We start from the raw sequence: 26,497 nt of genomic DNA, 5'->3' as shown, positions 1-26,497 counted from the left end.
GCGCCCGGCCCGGCCCGGGCGGCGCGGCGCCGGCGCCTCACCGTGCGGGCCGGCGCCCCCGCACCTCGAAGCGGACCGGGGTGCCCGGGACCGCCTGCGCGGCAGCCGCGAGGTGCACCGCGGGGACCACGCCCACCACCGGGTAGCCGCCCGTCGTCGGGTGGTCGTTGAGGAAGAGCACCGGCGAACCGTCGGGCGGCACCTGGATAGCGCCCAACGCCATCCCCTCGCTGGGCAGTTCGCCCTCGCGGTCCCGCTCGACCCGGTCGCCCTCGGTACGCAGGCCGATCCGGTTGCTGCGGGAGGACACCGTGAACTCGCCGGCCGCCAGCGTCTGGAGGCCCTTCCGGCTGAACCAGTCCTCCCGGGGGCCGAGGAGCACCGGCAGCACCACCTCGCGGACGGGCAGCGCCGGCCCGCGCGGCGGCGCCCAGTCGACCGCGGGAGCCGCGGCGGACGGCGTTCCGAGCGGGAGTGCGTCCCCGTCGGCGAGCGGTTTGGGGCCCAGCCCCGAGAGCAGGTCGGTCGAGCGGCTGCCGAGCACCGGCTCGACCGCCACCCCGCCCCCCAGGGCCAGGTAGGAGCGCAGGCCGTGGGTGGCGGTGCCGACCTCCAGCACCGCGCCGGCCGGCACCCGCACCGCCGTGCCCCACGCCACGGGGCGGCCGTCCACCCGCACCGGGCACGGCGCTCCGGTGACCGCCGCGGTCACGGTGGCGGGGACGCGCACCGCGCACCCGTTCATGGTCGTCTCCAGCGTCGCGGCCCCGGCGGGGTTGCCGGTCAGGGCGTTGGCGAGGCGGTGGGCGGGCTCGTCGAGGGCGCCGGACGGCGGCACCCCCAGGTGGGCGTGGCCCGGCCGCCCCAGGTCCTGGACGGTGGTCAGCGCGCCGGCGCGGACCACCTGGAGCATCCCGGTCATCCGCGCACCTCCCCGCCGGTTGTGGGCACGGGGACGAACCGCACCCGGGTGCCCGGCGTCAGCAGCGCGGCCGGCTCCCGCCGCGGGTCCCACAGGACGACGTCGGTGGAGCCGATGAGCTGCCAGCCGCCGGGGGAGGAGCGTGGGTAGACGCCGGTGTACGGGCCGGCCAACGCCACCGAGCCGGCCGGCAGGCTGGTGCGCGGGGTGGCCCGTCTGGGCACGTGGCGCTCCTCGGGCAGTCCCGTCAGGTACCCGAAGCCGGGCGCGAAGCCGCAGAAGGCCACGTGGAACTCGGTTGCGGCGTGCACCTGGCCCACCTCGTGGGGGAGCACCCCCCACAGCGCGGCGACGTCGGCGATGTCCGGACCGTCGTAGCGGACCGGGATCTCGACGCTGCGCACCGCGCTCCCGGCGGGCGGGGCGAACTCCCACCCGGCCAGCTCGGCCCCCAGCGCCTGCGGTTCGGCCACGCCGTCCAGCAGCACGGTCCGCGCGGCCGGGACGACGTCACGCACCGGCGGACAGGCCCCCGAGGCGATCCGGCGGAGCAGCTCGGCGTGGAGCGCCGCGACCTCCGCCTCGTCCTCGCACTCCACCAGCAGCCCCCGGTCCCCTACCGGAAGCACCCGACCCACCCTCACGCGAAGCTCCGCACCGTGATGCCGGACTCCGCCAGCTCGCGGCGGACCCGTGCCGCGAGCCGCGCAGCCCCGGGGGTGTCGCCGTGGACGCACAGCGAACGGGCCCCGACCGGCACCCGCCGCCCGTCGCGGGAGACCACCCCGCGGCCGTGCGCCATGTCCAGTGCCCGTGCCACCACGGTGTCCGGGTCGTGGACCACCGCGTCCGCCTCCCGCCGGGGGACCAGCGTCCCCTCGTCGGTGTAGGCGCGGTCGGCGAAGGCCTCGGCCACCACCGGCAGCCCGGCCCCGGCGGCGAGCTCGTGCAGGCGCGACCCGGGCAGGCCGAGGACGGGCAGCTCCGCCCCGGCGGCGAGCACGCCGGCGACGACGGCCGCCGCCTGCTCCGCGTCGTGCACGCAGCGGTTGTACAGGGCGCCGTGCGGCTTGACGTAGGAGACGCGGGAACCCGCGGCGCGGGCGAAGACCTCCAGCGCGCCGATCTGGTAGGTGATCTCGTCCGCCAGCTCGCGGGCGGGTACGTCCATCGTGCGCCTGCCGAACCCGGCGAGGTCCCGGTAGGAGACCTGGGCGCCGATCGCCACACCGCGCTCGGCGGCGAGTTCGCAGACGCGGCGCATCGTGGAGGGGTCGCCCGCGTGGAAGCCGCACGCGACGTTGGCACTGGTGACGACCTCCAGCAGCGCCTCGTCGTCGGTGAGCTCCCAGCGCCCGAAGCCCTCGGCGAGGTCGGCGTTGAGGTCGATCACCCCCGGCGCCGGTCCGGTGCCGGGCGCGGCCGGGGTCGTGCCGGGAGCCGGGGGAGTCGTGTCGGTGGCCGGGGGCGGTGGCGTGGTGCTGGTCAATCCCTCTCCCGAGTGCGAGCGGCCGGCGCGTGCGGCGCGGCGGCCCCTCCAGGGGCACCGGGCCGGCCGGCGATGGGTCAACGGTAAGGATCGTTCAACAATCCGGCAAGATGTGACGTGGGTTGAGGGCGCCGGACGGTGACCGGCGTTGTCCTGCCCCGCCCGTCCGGGGTTGACTCGGTGCCGGTTCCGGCCCGGGGGTCTTCCGCCCCGGCAGACGGGCGCGCCGCGCCCACGAGCAGCAAGGTGAGCGCAGCCATGAAGAACGCCGCGGAGGTCTCGCCGGTCGCGGGCGCGGTGGGAGTGCCCGCCCCGGGCGCCCCGGGCGCAGGACTCGCCGCCGACCGCGCGGCGCTGGGTCGGGCCGGCACCGCGGAGCGGGTGGCCGACGTGCTGCGCGACCGGATCGCCACCGGCTCCTTCCCGCCCGGTTCGCGCCTGTCGGAGGAGAGCATCGGCGGTGCCCTCGGTGTCTCCCGCAACACCCTGCGTGAGGCCTTCCGCCTGCTCACCCGCGAACGTCTGCTGGTCCACCGCCTCAACCGCGGCGTCTTCGTGCGGCTGGTGACCACCGAGGACCTGGACGACATCTACCGGGTCCGCGCCTACGTGGAGTGCGCCGTGCTCCGGGAGCTGGGGGAGCCGCCCTTCGACCCCGCGGGACTCGCGGCGGTCGAGGCCGCGGTCCTCGCGGGCGAGGCCGCCAACCGGGACCAGGCCTGGCAGGACCTGTCCACCGCCAACATCCGCTTCCACCAGGCCGTCGTCTCCCTCGCGGGCAGCGTGCGCACCGAGGAGCTGATGCGCGCCGTCCTGGCCGAACTGCGCCTGGTCTTCCACGTCATGGCCGATCCCCGCCGCTTCCACGCGCCCTACCTGGTGCGCAACCGGCAGATCCTGGAGGCGCTGCAGAGCGGCGACGCCCCGGAGGCGGAGCGGTTGATGGCCTCCTACCTGGAGGACTCCCGGATACAGCTCTCCGCCGCCTACGGCCGCCGGGTGGGCGGTGCGGGGCGTCCGCGGCCCTGAGGCGGGCCGTGCGCCGGGGGACGTGACGAGGGCGACACCCACCAGATGTCGGACACCTATTGTGGGATTGTTCAACGATCTTTTAGCCTCCTCGCAACCTCGTACCGTCACGGCCGAGGTGTCACGACCCCCGGTTCCCTCCCGTGGAGCCGTGTACGCGAAAAGGCGGTCCCCATGATCGTGCTCCTCGGCGTACTGCTCGTCGTCCTCGGTTTCGCCACCCGGCGCAATCCGCTGCTCGTCGTCGCGGTCGCCGGCATCGCCACCGGGCTCCTCGGCCACCTCTCGCCCCGGGAGGTCCTCGCCGCCTTCGGTGAGGGGTTCGCCAGCAGCCGATCCGTGACGATCTTCGCCGTCACCCTCCCGGTGATCGGCCTGCTCGAACGCTACGGACTGCAGGAACAGGCGCGCACCCTGATCAGCCGGTTCGCCAAGCTCACCGCCGGGCGGTTCCTCGCGCTCTACCTCGGGATGCGCCAGATCGGTGCCGCGGTCGGCCTGACCAACGTCTTCGGCCACGCCCAGACCGTGCGCCCGCTCGCCGTCCCGATGGCCGAGGGCGCCGCCGAACGCAGCCACGGCAGCCTCCCGGCCCGTGCCCGCGAACGCATACGCGCCTACGCCGCCAGCGCCGACAACGTCGGACTGTTCTTCGGCGAGGACATCTTCCTCGCCGTCGGCTCGATCCTGCTGATCGCCTCCTTCGTCAACACCACCTACCACACCCACCTGGAGCCGCTCCAGCTCGCCGTGTGGGCCGTCCCCTCCGCGCTCTGCGCCTTCCTCCTGCACGGCTGGCGGATGCTGCGCATGGACCGGTACCTGGCCCGGGAGGCCGCGGCGGCCTCCGCCCGCCCCTCGACCGGCCCGGCCCCCGAGGGCCCGGCAGCCGACGGGGAGGTGGCCAAGTGATCAAGGCAGAGGCGTTCTACTGGCTCGTCGGCCTCATCTTCCTGGCGCTCGCCTGCCAGATGGCGGTCGACCGCACCAATCCCAAGCGCTACGGCTCCGCGGCCTTCTGGGGCCTCATCGGTGCCGGCTTCCTCTACAGCACCTTCGTCGCCGACGGGCGTGCCCCGGCCGAACCGCTGGGCGCCGTCGTACTCGTCCTCGCCGTCCTCGCCGGCTTCGGCTTCACCGGCCGCGGCACGCCCCGGACCACCAGCACCGAGGAACGCCGCGCACTGGCCCGCAGGTTCGGCAACAAGCTCTTCGTCCCCGCCCTCACCACCCCGGTCGTGGCGCTGCTCTGCGCGGTCGGCGCCAAGCACGTCCGCCTCGGCGGCCGGCCGCTGCTGGAGACCGGCAGCGAGACCATCCTCGGACTCGGCATCGGTGCGGTCGTCGCCCTCGCCGTCGGCATGGTCATGCTGCGCGAGCGGCGCCCCTCGGTGCCGCTGCAGTCCGCCCGCTCCATGCTGGAGGCGATGGGCTGGGCCATGCTGCTGCCCCAGATGCTCGCCACCCTGGGCACCATCTTCCAGCAGTCCGGCGTCGGCGACCAGGTCGGCCGCCTCACCGAGGCCCTTCTGCCCGACGGGTCCCGCCTGGCTGCCGTCGTCGTCTACTGCGTGGGCATGTTCGTCTTCACCACCGTCATGGGCAACGCCTTCGCGGCCTTCCCCGTCATGACGGCGGCGGTGGGCTGGCCGGTCCTCATCGGCCACTACCACGGCAACCCGCCGGCCGTCCTCGCCCTCGGTATGCTCGCCGGGTTCTGCGGAACCCTCGTGACGCCCATGGCGGCCAACTTCAACACCGTCCCCGCGGCGCTGCTGGAACTGAAGGACCCCTACGGGCCCATCAAGGCCCAGGCCCCCACCGCCGGCGCCCTGCTGGCCTGCAACGTCGTCATCATGGCCCTCTTCGCCTTCTGAGCAGGCCCCAGCCGGCGACAGCGCCCACCCCGCACCGGGCGACCGCCCGTCCCCGTACCGCCCCGCACGAAGTGAGTCCCACATGACCGCAACCGTCCTCCTCACCGGTTTCGAGCCCTTCGGGGGCGACGCACTCAACCCCTCCTGGGAGGCGGTCCGGGCCGCCGCTGCCGAGCCGCTGCCCGGCGCGGAGCTGCACGCCGTCCGACTGCCCTGCGTCCACGCCGAGGTGGGCGCCGCGCTGCGGCAGGCCGTCGAGGAGCACCGCCCCGACCTCGTCCTGTGCACCGGTCTCGCCGGCGGCCGCCCCGACGTCACCGTGGAACGGATCGCCGTCAACCTCGCCGACGCCCGTATACCGGACAACTCCGGCGCCCAACCCCTCGACGAACCCGTCGTCGCCGGCGGACCCGCCGCCTACTTCGCCCCACTCCCCGTCAAGGCCTGCGTGGCCGCGGCGCGCGCGGCCGGGGTGCCCGCCTCCGTCTCCCACACCGCCGGCACCTTCGTCTGCAACCACGCCTTCTACACACTGGCGCACCTCATCGCCACCGAGCGGCCCGCCCTGCGCGGCGGCTTCGTCCACGTCCCGTACGCCTCCGAGCAGGTCACCGGCACCGGGCAGCCCTCACTTCCGGTGGCCCTCGTCGCCGAGGGACTGCGGGCCATCGTGACCGCCGCCCTGACCACCACCGAGGACCTCCGGACCGTCGGCGGCGCCCTCCACTGAACCGGCCGCCCCGCCCCGCCGGGCACCGGCCCGCCCACCGCACGGCGGGCCGGTGCGCCCCGGCCCCGGCGACCCGCGCCGTTTCGTCCGTTGTCCGGGGTAGCGCCTACCCTGTGTGACGTGACTTCTCCCGCCCCCGGGGCCGCCGCGCCCCAGCTCACCGGGCCGAACCGGCCCGCCCCGGGCCCCGCAGCCGACGAGGGCCTGGCCCGCCGGCTGCGCGCCCTGGCCTGCACCGCGCCCCTGCACGACCTCGACGCGCGCAAGGCCAACCTCGCGGGGGAGTACGGCGGGTACGCCATGAGCGAGGTGGCGCTCGCCGCCATCGACCTCGTCACCCTCCACATGGACTTCGACACCGGCGCCGACCACGAGCAGATAGTGGCCCGGCTGCTGCCCCGCGTCGCCGCACAGGCCCCGCACCGCCCCGCAGCCGAGCACGAGCGCGTCGCCCGCTGGGTGCTGGAGAACCTCATCAACGTCGGCAGCGTCGACCGCGGATTCCGCGCCGTGTACGGCACCTTCGACGCCGACGGCTCCTACGTCCGCCGGGACTACGACTTCAAACTCATCGAGGAGGTCCCCGGCCCCGGCGGCGGCGTCTACCTGCGCACCACCGACGAGGCCGTCAACGTCCTGGTCGGCGCCCTGGACACCGACGTCACCAGCGCCCAGATCGCCGCCGAGGTCAAGCTCGAGGTGCTCATCAACCGAGGCCGCCTCGCCGACGCCCAGCTCGCCGCCGAACAGGCCCGCTACCGCACCGTCCAGTACGCCGAGTCGCTGCGCCGCACCCTGGAGGCCACCCGGCGCAACGTCCGCTCCGTGGACTGGCTCAAGGCCGTGCCCGACATGATCGCCGAGGCCCTGGAGCACGTCGCCGACCGGTACCGCCACGAGAACGCCATCCTCACCAACATCCGCCGCGTCCGCGACGAGGCGCCCTCCGACCGCAGCCCCGAGCACAAGCGCCGCGCGGCCGAACTCGTCGACATCGTCAAGGACTGCATCCGCCGCCACACCCAGCTCCAGTCCCGGCTGCTGGAGGCCGGCCCCCTCTTCCGCGCCGAACAGGACCGCCAGGCCTTCGCCGCACCCACCGCCCACTCCGGCATCGACCTGCACGGCCAGCTCCTCGCCCCCGTCCTGCCACTGCCCCTGGAGCAGGCCACCCGGGTCACCGACGCCTTCTTCACCCACGGCACCGGCCTGCGCACGCCCGTCGCGGTCCGCATGGCCGACCTCGTCGAGGTCCTGCTGACCCCGCCCGCCGAACGCGACCACCTCGGCGCCGAGATGCCCGAGCCCGACCTCGTCGCCACCCCGGACGACAGCCGCTTCAGCGAGCAGCAGCTGGAGGCCGCCACCGCCCTCCTCGACCTCCCCGCCGACGCGCCCCGCCGCCTCTCCGGCCTGCTCGCCGAAGCCCGCCGCAGCGACCCCGACCTGCCCTACCTGGTGGCGCTGCTGGCGGTGCACGCCGCCAGCCCGCCGGTGGGCACCGCACACCGGCAGGGGGAGCGGCGGCTGCTGTTCGCCGTCGACGACGGCACCGAACTGACCGACCACGAGTTCGGCGGTGCCGACCTCATCGTCGGGACGGCCCTCCTCGACACCGCAGCCGCCGCCCGCCCCGCCGAAGTCGGCTGACCGCGCCGCACCGCCCCGTCCGCACCCAGCAAGGAGCACCACCCGTGACCGACCATGCCGCAGCCGAGCCGTCCTGGGGCCCCACCCCGCCCGACGCGTTCGACCGGCACGCCGAGACCGGCGACGGCGAGGCCGGCGGCGGCGCCCACCCCACCCCGGAGCCCGCCGGCGCCGCCCTGCGCCCCGCCGACGCGGCCGACGCCGCCCGCCTGGTCTCCTTCGGCCTCCAGCCCAAACTGCTGCCGGCCCGCGACGCCGAGTACGCCGAACTGCTGCGCCGCTACCGCGAGGACCCGCCCTTCGCGCGCCTGGCCGACGCCGTGGCCACCGGGCTCGGCCTCGTCGTCCTGGAGGTCTCTGCCCGCTCCGGGATGGCGGTCACCGCGGCCGAGGACTCCGTCTTCGCCGTCCGCATGGGCGACTACGCCCGCCGCACCGCCACCGACTCCGCCGACCGCTTCCTGCACGGCCTGGCCCACCTGGCCGTCGCCGCCCTCGCCTTCCCGCGCCCCGAGGACCTCGCCGACGACGGCTACGTGGGCCGCATCACCGTCAACGGCGTGGACGCCTTCGTCCGCGCGGCCTGCCGCCGCCTGGAGGAACGGGCCGAGGAGGCCGGCGAGAACACCGACCCCGCCACCGGCGAACCCGGCCTGGAGGCCGCCTGGCGCGTCTACGCCCGCCGCGGCGCCACCGGCGCCACCAAGGACGCCCGCCGACTGGCCGGCTCCACCACCGGCATCATCGCCAAGGCCGTCACCTTCCTCGTCGACTCCGGCTTCCTCCAGCGCACCGGCGACGACGCCGGCGGCACCTACCGCACCACCGCCCGCTACCGCCTCCAGGTCCGCGACATGGCCGGCAGCGCCGCCATGGCCGAACTCCTCGAACTCGGCGTCGTCCCCGTCGGCGACGGCCGGGCCAGCCTCGTAGCCCCCGACGACAGCGACAACCTGGTCGCCGACGCCGGCCTGCCCTTCCACTCCGGCTGAGCGCCCCCGACCGCCGCCCACCCCTCACCCACACCCACCGGAAGACCCCATGTACGAGCTGTCCCGCATCCGCCTCTACTCCATCGGGCCCGCCGGTGCGCGCTACGCCGACACCCTGCTGGACCTGCGCGGGGTGGGCGCCGTCGTGCCCGAGCCGGCACCCGCGCAGGCGGACTTCTTCGAGGACGAGCCGGTGGGGCCGCCGCGCCGCCCCGCACCCGCCGGCGTGCTCTTCCTGGAGAACGGCGGCGGCAAGTCCGTCCTGCTCAAACTGATCTTCTCGGTGATGCTCCCCGGCCACCGCAACACCCTGGGCGGCGCCAGCTCCGGAGTGCTGCGCAAGTTCCTCCTCGCCGACGACTGCGGCCACGTCGCCCTGGAGTGGCAGCACACCCGCACCGGCGAGAGCGTCGTCGTCGGCAAGGTCAGCGAGTGGCGCGGCCGGCAGGTCTCCGGCGACCCCCGCAAGTTCGCCGAGGCCTGGTACTCCTTCCGCCCCGGCCCCGGCATGTCCCTGGACTCGCTGCCCGTGGCCGAGGCCAACGCGGTGCGCCCCCTGGTGGAGGGCGTCTCCCAGGCCCGGGGCCGGCGCCGCACCATGAAGGGGTTCCGCGACGCGCTCACCGAGGCGGGTCGCGCCTACCCCGGCCTCGACGTCACCTGGGTCGAGGTCCACGAACGCTGGAACGAACACCTCACCGAACTCGGCCTCGACCCCGAACTCTTCCGATACCAGCGGGAGATGAACGCCGACGAGGGCGAGGCCGCCGGCCTGTTCGCCGTCCGGCACGACTCCGACTTCACCGACCTGCTGCTGCGCGCCGTCACCGACACCCGCGACACCGACGGCCTCGCCGACCTCGTCCACGGCTTCGCGCACAAACTCGGCCGCCGCGCCGAACTCACCGCCGAACGCGACTTCACCGCCGGCTCCCTGGACCTCCTCACCCGCATCGCCGAGGCGGCCGACGCCCGGGCCCGCGCCCGCGACGTGCACGCCGCCGCAGCCCGCCGCACCCGCCTCCTCGGCCGCCGCCTGCACGCCCGCGCCACCGAGGAACGCGGCCGGGTCGCCGAACTGGCCGAGCAGACCGACGCCGCCGCCCGCGCCGTCGCCGACGCCGAGGCCGGCCGCAGCCGCTGCGCCCTCATCTCCGCCGAACTCGCCTACCGCCACGCCTCCCTGGCCCTCACCGCCGCCGAGAAGGCAGCCACCGCGCAGCGCCGCGAACTCAACGACGCCCGCACCCTGCACGCCGCCTGGCAGGCCGCCGAGATCGCCCTGCGCCACCGGGCCGCCGCCGACCGCAGCGCCCGCGTCGCCGCCGCCATCCGGGAGGCCGAACGCGACGCGGCGCCGGCCCTCGCCGCCCGCGCCGAGGCCGCCACCGCCCTGGTCCGCGCCCTGACCGCCGCCGCCCAGGACGGCGAACGCCTCGCCGGCGAGGAGGAGGAGCGGGTCACGGCGCTCCAGGAGACCAGCGACGCCGCCTACCGCGACGCCACCACCGCCGCCACCCAGGCCCAGCGCGCCCGCAGCGAGGTCGACCACCTCACCCAGCGGCTCGCCGAGGTCGAGCAGGAGACCGCCGAGGCCGTCTCGGCGGGCTGGCTCGACGACAGCGGCGACACCGACCCGGCCCGCGCCGCGCTCGCCGCCTCCGACGCCGACAAGGCCGCCACCGCCGTCCTGGACAGCGCCCGGGAGACCGCGACCCAGGCCGCCGACCGCGCCCGCGCCGCCGCCGAACGGCAAGCCACCGCCGACCTGGCCGCCGCCCGCGCCCAGGACGCCGCCGACGCCGCGGCCCGCGCCCACACGGGCGAACGCGGGACCGCGGAGGCGCTCGGCGCCGAGGAACGCCTGGCCGAGCTCCTCGGCCTGCCGCCCGCCGCCCGCACCGGCCACCTCCCCGGCCAACGCACCGGCGAGAGCGAGGAGCCGGCACCGACCGGAAGCCGGCTGACCGCCGAGGAACTCGACCGCAACGCCGAGGAGCTCCAGGAGATCCTCGACCAGCAGGTCGCCGCCACCGAACGCCACCTCTTCGACCTGCGGACCGCCGCCGCCGACGACTCCCGCATCCTCGGCGCCCTCGGCGACGGCGGGCTGCTGCCGCCCGGCCCCGACGTCCTGGCCACCGTCGAGTACCTGGGCGAACACGGTGTCCCGGCCCTCCCCGGCTGGCGCTACCTCGCCCAGTCCGTGGACCCCGCCGACCACGCCCGCGTCCTGGCCACCCGGCCCGAACTCGTCGACGGCGTGGTCATCACCGACCCCGACACCCACGCCCGGGCCCGCGAGGTCCTCGCCCAGGCCGCGCTGCTGCCCCGCTCCGCCGTGGCCGTCGGCACCGCCTCGGCCCTCCTCGCACCGGGCGAAGGAGGCGACGAGCGGCGCGACGGCGTCTTCCTCGTCCCGCCCAACCCCGCGATGCACGACGAGACGGCAGCCGACAGCGAGCGCCACGCCCTGCGCGCCCGCGCCACCGCCCGGGACGAGGAGATCCGCGCCATGGCCGCCCGGCTCTCCGCCGACCGCGCGCTCGCCGCCCGCCTCACCTCCTGGCGCACCCACTGCCCGCCCGGGCACCTCGCCGAACTCGCCGCCGAGGTCGAACGCACCCGTGCCGCCGCGGAGAGCGCCGCCCAGGCCCTCACCGAGGCCCGGTCCGCCCGCGCCGAGGCGGACGAGAGGGCCCGGGAGGCAGCCGCCATCCGCGACGAACGCCAGGAGGCCGCGCAACGCGCCCACCGGGTGGCCGACGCCCTCGCCGGACTCGCCCACCGCCTGCGCGAACGCTCCACCTGGCAGCAGCGCATCCGCGAACTGCGCGACACCTCGGCCGAACTGGAGGAGCGGGCAGAGGAGTTGCTGGTACGCGCCAGGACCGCTGACGAGGACCGGCGGGCGGCCCAGCGCGCCGCCGACGACGCCTGGCGCACCGCCCGCGCCCTGCGCGCCGAGCGCGCCGAGATCGCCGGCGTCCCCGACGGCGCGGAGGAGGAACCGGACGCCGCCGCGCAGGCCGACCGCGCCTCCCTCCCGGCCCTGCGCGAAGCCCACCGAGCCGCCTCCCAGCTCTACGAGAAGGTCGGAGTCGGAGCCGACCTGCGCGCCGAACAGGCCCACGCGGAGAGCGACGAGAGCGCCGCGCTCGCCGAACTCGACCGCCTCACCAACAAGGTCCGCACCCGCGCCGAGGCACTGCTGCAGAGCCCCGACGCCGCCGACGGCCCCTCCCGGCAGGCCGCGACCGCCCGCGCCGAGGCCCTGGTCGCCAAGCTGGAGGGCCGGGCCTCGACCGCCAGCGAACAACTGGGCCGCCTGCGCGGTGAGACCGAACGACTCGCGCCCGCCGACGGGGACGCCCACACCGAGCTGCCCGAGGCCATGACCCCGTCCGACGCCGACCGCGCCAAGGAGCTGCTGCGCGCGGCCAACGCCGAACTGGCGAGTGCCACCGAGGTGTTGGAGACCGCCCGGGCCACCGAGGCCGACCTGGTACGCGCCCACCGCGCCGCCGAGGACGCCGCCGGCGGGTTCGACGAGACCGCCGCCCTCCTCGGCGACCTGCTCCGCGACCACTCCGCCCGCGAGGCACCGGAGGACGGCGAGAGCCCCGAGCAGTACGACGGGACCCTCGCCGAGGCACGGCAGGCCGCCGCCGAGTCCCGCCGCTCGCTGCGCGGTTGCGCAGCCGACCTCTCGGCGGCCGAGGCGGCCGTCCGTGAAGCGAGCGACATCCTGGTCCGCCACGCCAACTCCACCCGCTACGAGCAGGTCCGCACCCCCGCACGCCAGCAGATCCGGGAGCTGCCGGCCGCCGCGCTGCCCGACCACGCCGTCCAGTGGGCCGAGGCGTTCGCCCCGCGCCTGCGGGTCCTCACCGACGAACTCGCCCAGCTGGAGCGGAACCGCGACAGCATCGTGGACCGGCTGCGCGGCCTGGTGGAGACCTCCCTGGCCACCCTCCGCTCCGCCCAGCGGCTCTCCCGCCTGCCCGAGGGCCTCGGCGAGTGGTCCGGCCAGGAGTTCCTGCGCATCCGCTTCGACGACCCGGACCAGGCCACCCTCACCGAACGCCTCGGCGAGGTGATCGACGAGGCGACGCGGGCCGCCGTCCGCAAGAACAGCGACCTGCGGCGGGACGGCATGTCACTGCTGCTGCGCGGGGTCAGCGCCGCCCTGCAACCCCGCGGAGTGGCCGTGGAGATCCTCAAGCCGGACGCCGTGCTCCGCGCCGAACGCGTCCCCGTCGGGCAGATGGGCGACGTCTTCTCCGGCGGCCAGCTGCTGACCGCGGCGATCGCCCTGTACTGCACCATGGCCGCGCTGCGCAGCAACGACCGGGGCCGCGACCGGCACGCCCACGCCGGGACGCTCTTCCTCGACAACCCGATCGGCCGGGCCAACGCCACCTACCTGCTGGAGTTGCAGCGCGCCGTGGCCGATGCGCTCGGCGTCCAGCTCCTCTACACCACCGGCCTCTTCGACACCACGGCACTCGCCGAGTTCCCCCTGGTCATCCGGTTGCGCAACGACGCCGACCTGCGAGCGGGCCTGAAGTACATCAGCGTCGAGGAACACCTGCGGCCCGGCCTGCCCGCACCGGAGTCGGGAGCGGAGGGCGTGCAGGGCGAGATCACCGCCACCCGCATGTTCCGCCGCCCCGAGGAGACCCCGCCGCAGCCGCCCGCCCCACGCCGCCCGGCCGGGGAGCCGGCGGGGACACCGGCTCTCCCCGCTCCGCCGAGCCGGGAGACGGCCGGGACAAAGCAGCCGGCAGCCGAGCCGGTCGCCGGCACCGAGAACCCCGCAGGCGGAGCTGCCTGAAGAACCTCGCCTGCCGGACAGCACCCGGTCGCCGTCTGCAGGACAGCGGAGTCGACGGGCCGGAGCCGACGGGCCGGAGCGAAGGGCCAGGGCCGAGCACGACCAGCGGCCCCACCCGCCCGGCAAGCCACCCGCCCGGCAGGACGTCCGCGTGCGGCGGCCTCCCTCAGGCCGCCGCCCGGTGCGGGGCCGCCGTGTCGTCAGCGGCCCCCCGGCGGCCGGCCGCCCGGTGGGAGCGCACCGCGCGCACCGGCTCCGCCACACTGCTCGGCTGCGACCGCACCCCGTGGCGCTGCACCCACACCTGCCGGGTGATCCAGACGTCCAGCACCGCCCAGGTCGTCACCACCACGCTCACGACGGTGCTGAGCACGACCGGGAACGCCCACCAGGAGCCCGCCACGGTGAACAGGAACGCCACCATCGCCTGAACCAGCGTCACCGCACAGACCAGCACCGCGCGGACCGAGGCGGCCCGCACCGAGTCCGGCACCACCCGGCGGGGCGGCGCCTCCTGCCACACCGACCGCTCGACCGCCGCGACCGCGGACACCCCCGAACGACTGCGCACGACCCACCTCCCGGAACGCCACGACGCCCGCGACCGCACACCACGCGGCGCCGCTGCGCAAGCTCTGCCCGATATCTGCCCCGCCACGCCGGCTTCATGCGGCGCGGTACCCTCCCGTGACCTGCGACGGACCGCCGGCGCGCGGCCCGCGCCGCCCGGGAGGACGAGTGGGCCACGCAGCCTCCCGGCAGGCAGTCGACACCCGCGACGGCGCCCCGCCTGCGACCGCGGCGCGCCCACACCGCACTGCCGCATCTCCCCGAACCGGCGGAAGACGGACCGCGCACCGGTGTCCGCCACACGCCCTCGGCTGATCCACCAGGGATTGCGGGACAACCCTCAGGCAGCCCCCGGGAGGCGGCCCACTGGAGTAGTCTCAACTCCCGTCGCGTCCCGTCAACTTCCGTCATCGGAAGGGTGAGCCGTGGGGGAGGCCATGCGATTACGCGGTAGACCACTGCGGCGCAGGTTCCTGATCCTGCTGCTCCTGCCCCTGCTGCCGCTCACGGCCATCTGGATGTACGCGACCTACCTCACCGGTTCGCAGGCATGGCGGCTGCTGGAGTCCGCCACCGCCGTCGACGTCGTCGCGCCGGCCACCGAGACCACTGTCCGGGCCCTCCAGAGCGAGCGGAAGGAGGCGCTGCGCTACCTCGCCGACCGGCGACGCGTCGACGCCGTCCCCGCCCTCCACGCCCGGACACGCGCCACCGACACCGCCGTCCGCCGGCTCCGCGAGGCCATCGCCCGCCCGGAGGCCGACGAGGCGCTGAGCGGGACGCTGGACACCCGGGTCGACACCCTGCTGCGCACCCTGCACGGCCTGCCCGGCCTGCGCACCCAGGTGGAAGGCGCCACCGTCAGCCACGACGAGGCCTTCACCACCTACACCGCGCTGCTCGCCCCCTGCTTCGACCTCCTCACCGGCCTCCGCTCCGCCGGCGACGCCCACCTCGCCGAGCAGTCCGACGCGGTCGTCGCACTCGCCCGCGCCCGCGAGGACCTCGCACAGGAGGACGCCCTCGCCTCCACGGCCCTCCTCACCGGTACCCTCACCGCCCCCGACCTGCGCACCTTCGCCGACGTCGTCGCAGTGCGACGCAGCCGCCTCACCGAGAGCCTGCCCCGCCTGCCCGCAGCCGACCGCAACGCACTGGACACCTACCGCTCCTCCGCCCCCGCGGCACTGCTGGCCGCCGACGAGCGACGGCTGACCGGCGCCCACCCCGGCCGCCTGCCCTCCACCCTCACCACCGACCGCTGGCGGACCGACGCCGACGGGGCGCTCGCCGCCCTGGCCCACCTCGCCTCGGAGGCGAGCACACACCAACGGGCCCGCCTGCAACCCGTCATCCGCGGCGCCGTGTTCGACGCCGGGATCTGCGGTGTCCTCGGCGTCGTCGCGCTGCTGCTCTCCGTCCTGGTCTCCTACCGGGTCGGCCGCCGCCACGTCCGCGCCCTGGTGAGCCTGCGCGACACCGCCCACGAGATGGCCGGGGTGCGCCTGCCCGGCGTCATGCGCCGCCTGGCGGCCGGCGAGAAGGTCGACGTGGCGGCCGAGGCCCCCTACCCGCAGTTCGGGCCCGACGAGACCGGACAGGTCGGCCACGCCCTGGGGACCCTGCACCGCGCCGCCGTCGAGGCCGCCGTCAAACAGGCCGAACTGCGGCACGGCGTCTCCGAGATGTTCGTCAACCTCGCCCGGCGCAACCAGGTCCTCCTCCACCGCCAGCTCCGCCTCCTGGACGCGATGGAGCGACGCACCGAGGACACCGGAGAACTCGCCGACCTCTTCCGCCTCGACCACCTCACCACCCGCATGCGCCGCCACGCCGAAGGCCTGGTCATCCTCTCCGGCGCCCCGCCCTCCCGCCAGTGGCGCCGCCCCATCCCGCTGCTGGACGTGGTACGCGCCGCCGTCGCCGAGGTCGAGGACTTCCTGCGCATAGAGGTGCGGCCGCTTCCCCGGCTCGCCGTCGACGGATCGGCGGTCGCCGACCTCACCCATCTGGTCGCCGAACTGCTGGAGAACGCCACGGCCTTCTCACCGCCCGACTCGCCGGTACGGGTGCAGGGCGAACTGGTCTCCAACGGCGTCGCCCTGGAAATACACGACCGCGGTCTGGGCATGAGTGCCGACGCCCTCCTCGACGCCAACCAACGCCTCGCCCAGACACCGGAGTTCACCCTCTCCGACACCGACCGCCTCGGCCTCTTCGTGGTCAGCCGCCTCGCCCGTCGCCAGAGCGCGCGGGTCACCCTCCAGACCTCCCCCTACGGCGGCGTCACCGCCGTGGTGCTGCTGCCCCCCGAGAGTCTGCGTGACGTACCGGCACCGGCCGGGGACCGGGACACCCCACCCGACCCGCAGCCGCCCGGGGAACGGACGCTCACCGCCGGCGACGGGGGCCCGGACGCCGCCCACGACACCGCCGGCCGGCCCGCCCTGCCCGCCCGCCCCCACCTGGCCGACACCCCCGAACCACCCGCCGCCCCGCAACCCTCCGCACCCGCCACGACCCGCAGCGGACTGCCGCGACGCGTCCCCCAGGCCGGCGCCGCCCCCCGCAGCCCGGGCCGGCGGAACCCCGCGGCCGCCGGTGACACCCGGGAACGCCCGGCCGACGCCCCCACCACGGGCCCCGAACCGGAGCAACCGGCCACCACCGCACACCACGACCGCGGACGGCCCGCCCCCGACCCGCAGCAGGCAGCGCGACCCACCACCGACGCGACCCGCGACGCCCTCGCCGTCCGCGCCCGCATGACCGCGCTCCAGCAGGGCTGGCAACGCGGCCGGAGTGAGGAACAGAGCAGCGCCGAGGACACCGACACGACCACCGGAGGGGAAGGCCCATGACGACACCACAGGCCACGGGCGCGGAGCCCGCACCACGCAGACCCGGAGGACTGGGCTGGCTGCTGGACGACTTCGCCACCCGCGTCGGCGGCGTACAGGCCGCCCTCGTGCTCTCCGGCGACGGACTGGCCACCGGCGCCACCGCCGACCTCGCACCCGAGGACGCCGAACAGCTCGCCGCCCTGGCCTCCGCCCTGCACAGCCTCGCCGACGGCGTCGGCCACCGCTTCGGTGCCGGAACGGTACGCCAGACCATGGTGGAACTGGACGGCGCCTACCTGTTCGTGAGCACCGCGGGGGAGGGCAGCCGCCTCGCCGTCCTCTCCGACACCGACACCGACGTGGGGCGGGTCGCCTACGAGATGACACTCCTCGTGCGGCGGGTCGGCACCCACCTGGCGACCGCCGCCCGCACGTAGTGACCCGGCAGGCGACATGCGCCCCCTCGCGGAGCCCGGCAGACCGAGGGCACACACCCGACGCCACGCCCGGACGCCGCCCGCCGGGGCACCGGTGAGGGCACCGAGAGGAACCACGGGACCCGCAGGACGACCACGAGGACGAACCGGGGGACGGTGCGATGCACGAGAGGGCAGGCACGAGCTGGTACGACGAGGACGCAGGCCCGGTGGTGCGGCCCTACGCGATGACCCGGGGCCGGACCGGACCCCCGCAGGGCCCGCGACTGGACCCGGTGGCCTTCGTCGTCGCCGAACAGCGCACCGGGCAGGAGGGCGCCGAACCGCCCCTGGGCCCCGAACACCTGGCGATCGTCTCGCTCTGCCGCGACCGCCCCGCCCCGCTCACCCGGCTCAGCAGCGAACTCGACCTGCCGGTGGCCGTGGTGCGCGTCCTGGTCGGCGACCTCCTCGACCAGGGACTGGTCCGCGTGCGTCGCCCGGTACCGGTGGCGGAGCCGCCCGACGTCCGCCTCATGCGGCAGGTCATCGCGGGCCTGCGGGCCCTGTGAACGACGCCGGGAGACCACCGGCCGCCCCCGGCCGACCGACGGCCGTGGGCTCCGGAGGACCGGCCTCACGGACACGGCCGGTGCGGCCCCGGAGGCCTTCAGCCGGCCCGCCCCTCCCGAGGGTGTTCGGCCAGCCAGCCGCGGGCCACGGCGGCCAGCTCCGCGTCCCGTCCCGCCAGCATCGTCGCGATCATGCGGACGTCCCCGCGCAGCGACCACAGCGGGTGCCCGAAGGTCGCCGGGTTGTTGCCCTCCACCAGGAAGTGCGCCGGCCAGGCCGTCCCGTAACCGATCACCGGCAGCCCCCACAGGTACCGGCGGCGGCGCCGGGCCGCCCCGTACGCCGTGACGGCCAGCCCGCTCAGCGTCCCCACCAGGTGGATCCAGCGTGTGGCGGCCTTCGAGTGCATCGCCACGTAGTAGGGCCAGAACTCCTCGTAGGACGCGAAGTGCTCCTTCTCGGCGGGGATGCCTCGCTGCGAGGCCGTCACGGAAGCCATGGCGGCACGCTAGTCGCGCGCCGCCCGGCTGTCAGCCCCGCCCCGGCGTCAACGACCGCCGGGAGACGGGGAAGTCGAAGTAGGTGTCCGGGTAGGTCTCCGGCGTGAAGGTGTAATGCCACCATTCGTACGGATAGTTCTCGAACCCGGCCTTCTCCAGTCCCTCCTTCAGCAGCAGCCGGTTGCGCAGCTGCTTGCCCCGGACCCGCGGGTCCAGGGTGTGCGCCAGGGTGTCGAAGCAGTCGTAGCCCGTGCCCATGTCCAGGGAGTTGTCGGGGAACCGGGCCGCCCTCGGTCCGTGGCAGGAGGTCAGGGGCTCACCGGGCACGTACGGCCGGGTGGGCGTGGCGGGCAGCCGCACCAGCGTCAGGTCGACCGTGCTGCCGCGGCTGTGCCCCGACTTCGCCGCGATGTACCCGTCGTCGAAGAGCGCCGACTTGTCGACGTCCGGGTAGAACTCGCCCTTCATCGGCTGGTCGTCCAGGTTCTTGGCCCACGCCACGAAGCTGTCCACCGCACGCTGAGGCCGGTAGCAGTCGTAGACCTTCAGCGTGTACCCGCGCCGCAGGAAGGACTGCTGCGCCCGGTGCAGCGCCCGCGCCGTCTCCCGCGTCACGATGCACATCGGCTGCCGGTAGCCCTCCACCGGACGCCCGGTGAAGTTGTGCGGCGTGGCGTAACGGATCTCCTGCAGGATCGTCGGGTCCACGTCGTGCAGGGCCACGAACCGGGCCGGCGCCTTCGGATCGGAAGACGGCCGGTGGCCGGGGGCGGGCCGTGCCGCGGCCGTCCCGGCGAGGGGCAGCAGTACCGCCAGCAGACCCGCGAACAGGGGGAGGAGGGCGCGCGGGAGACGGCTCCCGGCCCGGGAGCAGACGCGCCCGGGTGCTTCGGAGGATCGGTGGAAGGAGGTCATACCCCCTTCTACAGCCGTCCGGCCCCGCCGCGGAAGAGCGTCCCCGACGCGTCGTCACCGGCCTGCGTCACCCGTGGACCGACCAGCGCCGCCCACCCCGGCAGCACCCGCTCGGGCGCACCCACCAGCACCCAGTACCGCAGCGGACCGCCACCGACCCGCAGCTGGGCGCCGCCGGGCACGTCGTGCCCCGAGCCGCCGCCCTCGCGTCCCCGCCGGACCGCCAGCACCCCCTCGCCCGCCAGGTCGTACCAGACCAGATGGGTACCGGCCGAGGCCGTCACCACCAGCGCCGGCTGCGCCAGGGCCGGCGGCCGCCCACCACCGCGCCCCGACTCCCCGACCCGGTACGCGCCGTCGGGCAGCGACGGCTCACCCACCGGGCCGGCCGCCCGCAGGAACCGTGCGTCGGCGGCCACCTGCCCCCGCAGCACCCACCGCCCGGAGTCGTGCCCGGCCTCGGCTGTCTCCCACCACCTCGGCGGCTCGTCCCTGCGCAGCAGCGCACCGCCCGGTGTCCGGATCTCCACCGCGCCACGGGCCGAGACGCCCACCGTCACCCGCTCGGACACCACCCGCCACCCGCCCTGCGTGTCCGGCTCGAGCGCCGCACGCGGGTCGGCCTCGGGCATCGGAGCGCCGAGCTGCCGGGAGGGCGCGGCCTCCGCCCCGTCCCAGCCGCACAGCACCGCCCCACCCCGCGCCACCCGCACCGCGACCGCGGCCCGCGCGAACCGGACCACACCACCACCCGGCAGCTGTGTCACCCCGGCCCACGCCCCGGGCACCCGCGCCCGCTCCGGCCCCCGTCGGCGAGCGGCCCGCCGCAGCGCGCCCCACGCCCCCGATCGGCTCGCTCCGCCGTCCGCCTCCGCCGTCCCGTCGCCCGGGACCGCGCCCCGCCGGTGCGGCACCGGACCGGACAGCGGAACCCCCGCCGACCCTCCCGGCCCCACCAGATCACGCCCGTCCATGGGCTCACCCTGTCACCCACCCGACCGGGCGGCGGACGGGTTCAGCCGTCGTTCACCGGCCCGGCACCCACCGTCCCCCCGCACGCCACCCGGCGAAGGGTCGCCCCACCGCCCACCCATGTGGGCCGGCCACACACCACCGCCCGTCAAGACGTGATGTTCCCCCTGGTGCGAGAGTTGATCACATGGCATCGTCCTGCTTGCCGTGGACCGGCTCCCGCGGGCGCCGCCCGGCCCACAGGACGACGTGTCACCGCCCGGGAGGCGCCCCATGACCACCACCCCGCAGCCCTCCGCCACGCCCACGCCACTCTGGGCCCCCGGGCCGGACCGCATCGCGTCGGCGCAGGTCACGAGGTTCCACGACTGGGCGGCCGCCCACCACGGGGCGCCCGCCCGCGACACCGGCGACCCGGCGGCGGACTACGCCGCCCTCCAGCGGTGGTCCACCGGGCACCTCCCCGAGTTCTGGGCGGCCGTCACAGGCTGGTTCGACGTCCGGTTCAGCACCCCCTACGAGACCGTGCTCGCCGACGCCGCGATGCCCGGCGCCCGCTGGTTCCCCGGGGCCCGCCTCAACTACGCCGAACACGCCCTGCGCGCCGCGGAGGACCCCGCCAACGCCGACCGGCCCGCACTGCTCTGCGCCGACGAGAGTCTGGAGATCCGCCCCGTGACCTGGGCCGAGCTCCGCGCCCAGGTCGCCTCCGCCGCCGCCGTGCTGCGCCGGCTCGGAGTGCGCCCCGGCGACCGCGTCAGCGGCTACCTGCCCAACATCCCGCAGGCCGTCGTCGCCCTGCTGGCGACCGCCGCCGTCGGCGCCGTGTGGACCTCCTGCGCCCCCGACTTCGGCGCCCGCAGTGTCCTGGACCGGTTCCAGCAGGTCGAACCCGTCGTCCTGTTCGCCGTCGACGGCTACCGCTACGGCGGCAAGGTCCACGACCGCCGCGACACCGTCGCCGAACTCCGCCGGAACCTGCCCTCGCTGCGCGCCGTGGTCCACGTCCCGCTGCTGGGCACGGAGCCGCCCGAGTCCGCCCTGACCTGGGACGAGGTCACCTCCCACGACACCGCACCCGTCTTCGAGCAGGTCACCTTCGACCACCCGCTGTGGGTCCTGTACTCCTCGGGGACGACCGGCCTGCCGAAGGCCATCGTCCAGTCCCAGGGCGGCATCGTCCTCGAACACCTCAAGCAGGCAGGCCTGCACTGCGACCTCACCACCGGCGACCGCTTCTTCTGGTACACCTCCACCGGCTGGATGATGTGGAACTTCCTGGTCGGCGGCCTCCTGGTGGGCGCCACCCTGGTCCTGTACGACGGCAGCGCCGGCCACCCCGACGTCCAGGCGCAGTGGCGCGTCGCCGAACGCACCGCGCCCAAGCTCTTCGGCACCTCCGCCGCCTACGTCATGGCCTGCCGCAAGGCCGACGTGCACCCCGGCCGCGACCTGGACCTCTCCGCGGTCCGCTGCGTGGCCACCACCGGCTCCCCGCTGCCCCCGGACGGCTTCCGCTGGCTGCACGAGGAGATCGCCGAGGACCTCTGGATCGCCTCGGTCAGCGGGGGCACCGACGTGTGCACCTGCTTCGCCGGCGGCGTGCCCACCCTCCCCGTCCACGTCGGCGAACTCCAGGCCCCCTGCCTCGGCGTGGGCCTCCAGGCCTGGGACGCCCAGGGCAAGCCGCTCACCGACGAGGTCGGCGAACTGGTGGTCACCACCCCCATGCCCTCCATGCCCACCGGCTTCTGGAACGACCCGGACGGCTCCCGCTACCGGGACAGCTACTTCGACACCTACCCCGGCACCTGGCGCCACGGCGACTGGATCACCCTGACCCCGCACGGCGGCGTCGTCATCCACGGCCGCTCCGACTCCACCCTCAACCGCCAGGGCGTCCGCATGGGCTCCTCCGACATCTACGAGGTCGTCGAGCGGCTGCCCGAGATCCGCGAGTCCCTCGTCATCGGCCTGGAACTGCCCGACGGCGGCTACTGGATGCCGCTCTTCGTCCACCTGGCGCCCGGCGCGGTCCTCGACGACGCGCTGCGCGAGAAGATCCGCCGAGCCGTCCGGGAACAGCTCTCCCCGCGCCACGTCCCCGACGAGGTCATCGAGGCCCCGGGCGTCCCGCACACCCTGACCGGCAAGCGCATCGAGGTCCCCGTCAAGCGCCTGCTCCAGGGCACCCCGCTGGAGCGCGCGGTCAACCCCGGCTCGGTGGACGACCTGGAGGTGCTCCGCTTCTACCAGCGCGTCGCCGAGGACCGCCGGAGCTGACGACCCGCCCGGACGCACTCCACGGCCGTCACCGATGTCAGACCCTCCGGCTACCTTCGGTGACGGTGCGGAACCCCGCACCGCACACGCTCATGACACCGGGGGAGCCATGACACCGACACCACGCGACGCCCGAGACCACCGAGACCGCGCAGGCCGCCGGGCGGAGCGGGCCGCCCGCCGCAGGGGACCACGGGGCAGCACCCGGCCGGGGCCGCGCCGCGAGGTCCCGGGCACGGTCGCCGTCCTCGCCGGGGCGCGCGACTACGCCGCGATGCGCCGCTACCCGAGCTTCCAGCGGGCCTTCCCCTTCGAGGACCACGGGGCCTACCTCCGCGGCATGGACGAACTGCTGCGCCTGCTGGACGACGAAGGCCTCCACACCAGCCTCGCCCTCTTCGACCCACCCGAGTTCGCCTCCTTCTGCCGGGCCCACGGACTCGACCCCGACGCCCCCGCCAGCCGTACCCGCTACACCGCGGAGGTCGCCGGCGGCAGGCCGCTGCTGACCTACGAGGGCCAGGACCTGCGCGACCTGCTGCCGGTGCTGGCGGAGGAGAGCGAACACCAGACCGTCTGGCGCGCGGCGACGGACGTCCTCGCCCGCGCCGCCGCCTCCGACGCCACCGGCCGACTCGTCCACACGGCCATGGACACCGCCACCGGCATGCTGGCCGCCGTGCTGGCGGCGCTCGGGGAGGGCACCCACCACCTGGTCGTCAGCACGGCACACGAGGACACCTCGCTCACCGCGGCCCTGCACGCCGTGGCCGCGACGGACCGGCGGCCCCGGCTGGCGTCCACCAGGTCCGTCGTCTTCTGCACGGTCCTCGCCGCCGGCATCGTGCTCGGCGGCTCCACCGGCCTGGTCTCCCGCACCAGCAGTGCGGCCCGCGACACGGTCAGGGGCTGGTCGGTGCGGGAGGGACGGGCCCGCCCCCTGACGGCGGGCGAGGTCTTCGCCGCCTACTGCACGGACGCCGAGACCGGTGAGCCCCTCGCCCCCGAACCGGACGTCGACCACGCCCCCGGCCTCCCCCTCGAACCCCCCGGCCCACCCTGGCCAGGACGCCCCTGACCCCTTCCCCTCCGCACTCCGGGCCGTCCGGTCCCCCTACGACGAAGGCCGTCCCGTCCCGGCGCGCAGCCGGGGCGGGACGGCCCTCACCCTCCTGTTCCGCCCCTCGGCGGAGCGGCCGGACTCACTCGCCCGAGAGCACTCCCTGAGCCGCGGCCCGGGCCTCCTCGGCCGAGTCCGCGGAGCGCGCCGCCGCAGCGGCCCGCTCGCACTGCGCCAGCGTGTGCTTGGCCAGGGTCGCCCGCACGTACGGGATCGACGCGGCCCCCATGGACAGGCTGGTGACGCCAAGGCCGGTCAGCACACAGGCGAGCAGCGGGTCGGAGGCGGCCTCACCGCACACACCGCAGCTCTTGCCCTCGGCCCCGGCAGCCTCCGCGGCCAGGGCCACGAGGTCCAGCAGCGCGGGCTGCCACGGGTCCTGCAACCGCGAGACGGCCCCGACCTGCCGGTCCGCGGCGAAGGTGTACTGCGCCAGGTCGTTGGTGCCCAGCGACAGGAACTCCACCTCCTTCAGCACGGCCCGGGCCCGCAGCGCGGCCGAGGGGATCTCGACCATGGCTCCGTACTTCGCCTCCAGCCCCGCCTCCCGGCAGGCGTCGGCGAACTGCCGGGCGTCACGTCGGTCCGCCACCATGGGGGCCATGACCTCCAGGTGCACGGGCAGCCCCTGCGCAGCGGTGGCCAGCGCCACCAGCTGGTCGTGCAGCACCTCGGGGTGGTCCAGCAGCGTCCGCAGGCCCCGCACCCCCAGAGCCGGGTTCGGCTCGTCGCCGGGGGTGAGGAACTCCAGGGGCTTGTCGGCACCGGCGTCCAGGACGCGCACCACCACCCGGCCCTCGGGGAAGGCCTCCAGCACCTGCCGGTAGGCAGCCACCTGCTTCTCGCTGGAGGGGGCCTGCTTGCTGTCGTCGAGGAAGAGGAACTCCGTCCGGAACAACCCCACGCCCTCGGCCCCGGCCTCCAGCGCCGCGGCGACGTCCGCCGGTCCGCCGATGTTCGCCAGCAGCGGCACCTTGTGCCCGTCGGAGGTGGCGCCCGGCCCGGAGGAGGCGGCGAGCGCCGCCTTGCGCTCCTCGGCACCGCGCAGCAACTCGGCGCGGCGCTCCTCGCTCGGGTCGAGGAAGACCTCCCCGCTGCTGCCGTCGACGGCGACGACGGTGCCCTCCACGAGCTCACCCGCGCCCGGCAGCGCCACGACGGCGGGGACGCCCAGGGCACGGGCCAGGATCGCGCTGTGGCTGGTGGGCCCGCCCTCCTCCGTGACGAAGCCGAGGACCAGCGACGGGTCCAGCAGCGCGGTGTCCGCCGGCGCCAGGTCCCGGGCGATGAGCACGTACGGCTTGTCGCTGTCCGGCACCCCGGGCATCGGCACACCCAGCAGCCGCGCCACGATGCGGTTGCGGACGTCGTCCAGGTCGGCGACGCGGCCCGCGAGGTACTCGCCCGCGTTGGCCAGCAGCGCCCGGTAGGCGGCGAAGGCGTCGTAGACGGCACGCTCGGCGGAGCTGCCCACGGCGACCCGGCGGTCCACGTCCGCCATCAGCTCGGGGTCCTGCGCCATCATGGCCTGCGCCTCGAGCACGGCCTGGGCCTCACCGCCGGCGAGGTTGCCGCGAGCGATCAGGTCGGCCGCCACCGCCTCGACCGCCCGCCGGGCGCGGGCCTGCTCGCGCTCCGCCTCCTCGGCCGGGATCTGTTTGGCCGGCGGTTCCAGAACGGCGGTGCCCATGTGTCGGACCTCGCCGACGGCCACACCGTGGCTCACACCGACGCCGCGCAGCGTTGTTTCCATCTCTCTCCTTGGTGGGTGTCCCGTGCCGTACGGGGGAGTGCGCCGTGGGAGGCGAGTGGTGACTCAGTTCCAGCTGAACAGCTGGTCGCCGGCGACCAGGTCGCCGTCCTCGCGCACCTCGGCCAGCGAGTCGGCGGTCGCCTCCAGCGCCACCACGGGGCAGACGGCGGACTTGCCGGCCTCTTCGACCGCGGCGGGGTTCCACCGCACGACGGCCTGGCCGCGGGTCACGGTGTCGCCCTTGTTGACGAGGAGTTCGAAGCCCTCGCCGCCGAGCTGGACGGTGTCGATGCCGAGGTGCGTGAGCACACCGTGCCCGTCGGCGTCGACCACCACGAAGGCGTGCGGGTGGAGGGACACGATGACGCCGTCGACCGGAGACACGGCCTCCGAGGGCTCACGCACCGGGTCGACCGCGGTGCCGGGGCCCACCATCGCGCCGGAGAAGACGGGATCGGGGACGGCCGCCAGTCCGATGGCTCGTCCGGCGATCGGGGACGTCACGGTGGTCATGGGAAGCCTCCCGGAATGAAGATCAGAAGGCCGTCGCCACTACCTGTACGCGACGACGCGCCGGTCAGAAGCGTAAGTCATAAGAACTGACCGTTCCGCTCCATGGCTCCCGGCCCCCGCGCGCCGTCAGCCCCGCCCTCCTTCCCGCACGCGCGCCCGCCCGCGCGGGCGGGCCCCACTGCTTCAGGCCCCCGGAGGCGATTTGCCTCGCCCATAGGGGAGCTGTACTGTCGTATGCCTGCCCGCTCACCGGACGTGACTTCCACGTCTCGACGGCGGGGAGATCTACAGTCACTTGGCAGAAATCGCCTGGCACAGTCATGTCTGTTCATGAACGTCCGGCGAAACCACTGAAAAGTCTCTGATAGAGTTTGAAACGCCGAAAGGGAAAGCCCGGAAGGGCCGGACCGGAAAGCGAAACCCCGCTCCGACAGGGGGCCGGAACCGGAAAACGGATCTGGTAAGGTTGGAAACACCGAAGGGAAGCGCCCGGAGGGCCCGAAAGGGACCGAA

At 75.3% G+C, this 26,497-nt stretch carries 21 protein-coding genes; 12 read left to right on the top strand and 9 right to left on the bottom strand.

Annotated elements, in window-relative coordinates:
- Positions 1–37: 37 nt before the first annotated feature.
- Genes ACFV3R_RS22355 through ACFV3R_RS22345 form a run of 3 tightly spaced genes read right to left on the bottom strand, consistent with a single transcriptional unit; the run spans position 38 to position 2,315 of the window.
- Complete coding sequence (locus tag ACFV3R_RS22355; RefSeq protein WP_385585775.1) at positions 38–922, bottom strand: biotin-dependent carboxyltransferase family protein; 885 nt, start codon at positions 920–922, stop codon at positions 38–40.
- Positions 919–1,560: a 5-oxoprolinase subunit PxpB gene (gene pxpB / locus ACFV3R_RS22350; RefSeq protein ID WP_385585950.1), complete on the bottom strand. Its 642-nt coding sequence runs from the start codon at positions 1,558–1,560 to the stop codon at positions 919–921. Before pxpB ends, ACFV3R_RS22355 begins: the two co-directional genes overlap by 4 nt.
- Positions 1,561–1,562: 2 nt before the next feature.
- Positions 1,563–2,315, bottom strand: coding sequence for a LamB/YcsF family protein (locus ACFV3R_RS22345; RefSeq protein ID WP_385585947.1), 753 nt, complete (start codon positions 2,313–2,315; stop codon positions 1,563–1,565).
- Between the two features lie 354 nt (positions 2,316–2,669).
- Here ACFV3R_RS22345 and ACFV3R_RS22340 point away from each other — a divergent pair, with 354 nt between their 5' ends.
- From ACFV3R_RS22340 to ACFV3R_RS22310, 7 genes are all read left to right on the top strand, one after another.
- Positions 2,670–3,440, top strand: coding sequence for a GntR family transcriptional regulator (locus tag ACFV3R_RS22340; protein WP_385585772.1), 771 nt, complete (start codon positions 2,670–2,672; stop codon positions 3,438–3,440).
- 174 nt (positions 3,441–3,614) lie between these two features.
- Positions 3,615–4,352: a DUF969 domain-containing protein gene (locus tag ACFV3R_RS22335; RefSeq protein ID WP_385585769.1), complete on the top strand. Its 738-nt coding sequence runs from the start codon at positions 3,615–3,617 to the stop codon at positions 4,350–4,352.
- A complete protein-coding gene (locus ACFV3R_RS22330) occupies positions 4,349–5,317 on the top strand; it encodes a DUF979 domain-containing protein (protein ID WP_385585766.1) in 969 nt (322 codons plus the stop codon). Before ACFV3R_RS22335 ends, ACFV3R_RS22330 begins: the two co-directional genes overlap by 4 nt.
- Before the next feature lie 82 nt (positions 5,318–5,399).
- Positions 5,400–6,047 (top strand): pyroglutamyl-peptidase I, encoded by a 648-nt coding sequence (gene pcp / locus ACFV3R_RS22325; protein ID WP_385585764.1) that lies wholly within the window; start codon positions 5,400–5,402, stop codon positions 6,045–6,047.
- Between the two features lie 120 nt (positions 6,048–6,167).
- Positions 6,168–7,697, top strand: a complete 1,530-nt coding sequence (locus ACFV3R_RS22320) for a hypothetical protein (RefSeq protein ID WP_385585761.1) — start codon at positions 6,168–6,170, stop codon at positions 7,695–7,697.
- Positions 7,698–7,741: 44 nt separating this feature from the next.
- The gene (locus ACFV3R_RS22315) at positions 7,742–8,689 is read left to right on the top strand and encodes a hypothetical protein (protein WP_385585758.1); all 948 of its coding nucleotides are present in this window, start codon (positions 7,742–7,744) and stop codon (positions 8,687–8,689) included.
- 49 nt (positions 8,690–8,738) lie between these two features.
- Entirely contained in the window at positions 8,739–13,526 is a 4,788-nt protein-coding gene (locus ACFV3R_RS22310; protein WP_385585755.1) for a hypothetical protein, read from the top strand.
- Between the two features lie 166 nt (positions 13,527–13,692).
- Here the strand turns inward: ACFV3R_RS22310 and ACFV3R_RS22305 are convergent, their stop codons facing one another.
- Complete coding sequence (locus tag ACFV3R_RS22305) at positions 13,693–14,097, bottom strand: hypothetical protein (RefSeq protein WP_385585753.1); 405 nt, start codon at positions 14,095–14,097, stop codon at positions 13,693–13,695.
- A gap of 436 nt (positions 14,098–14,533) precedes the next feature.
- Between ACFV3R_RS22305 and ACFV3R_RS22300 the strand changes: the two genes are divergently transcribed.
- The 3 genes from ACFV3R_RS22300 to ACFV3R_RS22290 all read left to right on the top strand — a co-directional run bounded on the left by ACFV3R_RS22300 (position 14,534) and on the right by ACFV3R_RS22290 (position 17,927).
- Positions 14,534–16,957, top strand: a complete 2,424-nt coding sequence (locus ACFV3R_RS22300) for a nitrate- and nitrite sensing domain-containing protein (RefSeq protein ID WP_385585750.1) — start codon at positions 14,534–14,536, stop codon at positions 16,955–16,957.
- Positions 16,954–17,376 carry a roadblock/LC7 domain-containing protein gene (locus tag ACFV3R_RS22295; protein ID WP_385585747.1) on the top strand — a complete coding sequence of 141 codons (423 nt, stop codon included), beginning with the start codon at positions 16,954–16,956 and terminating at the stop codon, positions 17,374–17,376. Before ACFV3R_RS22300 ends, ACFV3R_RS22295 begins: the two co-directional genes overlap by 4 nt.
- 161 nt (positions 17,377–17,537) lie before the next feature.
- Positions 17,538–17,927, top strand: coding sequence for a DUF742 domain-containing protein (locus tag ACFV3R_RS22290; RefSeq protein ID WP_385585744.1), 390 nt, complete (start codon positions 17,538–17,540; stop codon positions 17,925–17,927).
- A 98-nt stretch (positions 17,928–18,025) separates the two neighbouring features.
- Here ACFV3R_RS22290 and ACFV3R_RS22285 read toward each other — a convergent pair whose 3' ends face one another.
- Genes ACFV3R_RS22285 through ACFV3R_RS22275 form a run of 3 tightly spaced genes read right to left on the bottom strand, consistent with a single transcriptional unit; the run spans position 18,026 to position 20,110 of the window.
- On the bottom strand, positions 18,026–18,427 hold the full coding sequence (locus ACFV3R_RS22285) for an Mpo1-like protein (RefSeq protein ID WP_385585741.1): 402 nt from the start codon (positions 18,425–18,427) through the stop codon (positions 18,026–18,028).
- Between the two features lie 31 nt (positions 18,428–18,458).
- On the bottom strand, positions 18,459–19,343 hold the full coding sequence (locus ACFV3R_RS22280) for a M15 family metallopeptidase (RefSeq protein WP_385585738.1): 885 nt from the start codon (positions 19,341–19,343) through the stop codon (positions 18,459–18,461).
- Between the two features lie 8 nt (positions 19,344–19,351).
- The gene (locus ACFV3R_RS22275; RefSeq protein ID WP_385585735.1) at positions 19,352–20,110 is read right to left on the bottom strand and encodes a hypothetical protein; all 759 of its coding nucleotides are present in this window, start codon (positions 20,108–20,110) and stop codon (positions 19,352–19,354) included.
- 478 nt (positions 20,111–20,588) lie between these two features.
- Between ACFV3R_RS22275 and ACFV3R_RS22270 the strand changes: the two genes are divergently transcribed.
- The gene (locus ACFV3R_RS22270) at positions 20,589–22,598 is read left to right on the top strand and encodes an acetoacetate--CoA ligase (RefSeq protein ID WP_385585732.1); all 2,010 of its coding nucleotides are present in this window, start codon (positions 20,589–20,591) and stop codon (positions 22,596–22,598) included.
- 109 nt (positions 22,599–22,707) lie between these two features.
- A complete protein-coding gene (locus ACFV3R_RS22265) occupies positions 22,708–23,676 on the top strand; it encodes a hypothetical protein (RefSeq protein ID WP_385585729.1) in 969 nt (322 codons plus the stop codon).
- A 124-nt stretch (positions 23,677–23,800) separates the two neighbouring features.
- Here the strand turns inward: ACFV3R_RS22265 and ptsP are convergent, their stop codons facing one another.
- Together ptsP and ACFV3R_RS22255 are read right to left on the bottom strand one after the other, a co-directional pair.
- A complete protein-coding gene (gene ptsP / locus ACFV3R_RS22260) occupies positions 23,801–25,471 on the bottom strand; it encodes a phosphoenolpyruvate--protein phosphotransferase (protein ID WP_385585727.1) in 1,671 nt (556 codons plus the stop codon).
- 63 nt (positions 25,472–25,534) lie between these two features.
- Entirely contained in the window at positions 25,535–25,984 is a 450-nt protein-coding gene (locus ACFV3R_RS22255) for a PTS glucose transporter subunit IIA (RefSeq protein ID WP_385585724.1), read from the bottom strand.
- Between the last annotated feature and the right edge of the window lie 513 nt (positions 25,985–26,497).

Source organism: Streptomyces sp. NPDC059740 (assembly GCF_042733155.1).
GTDB lineage: Bacteria > Actinomycetota > Actinomycetes > Streptomycetales > Streptomycetaceae > Streptomyces.
Note: the sequence above shows the minus strand (reverse complement) of the source record. Positions and strands in the feature narration are given on the sequence as shown.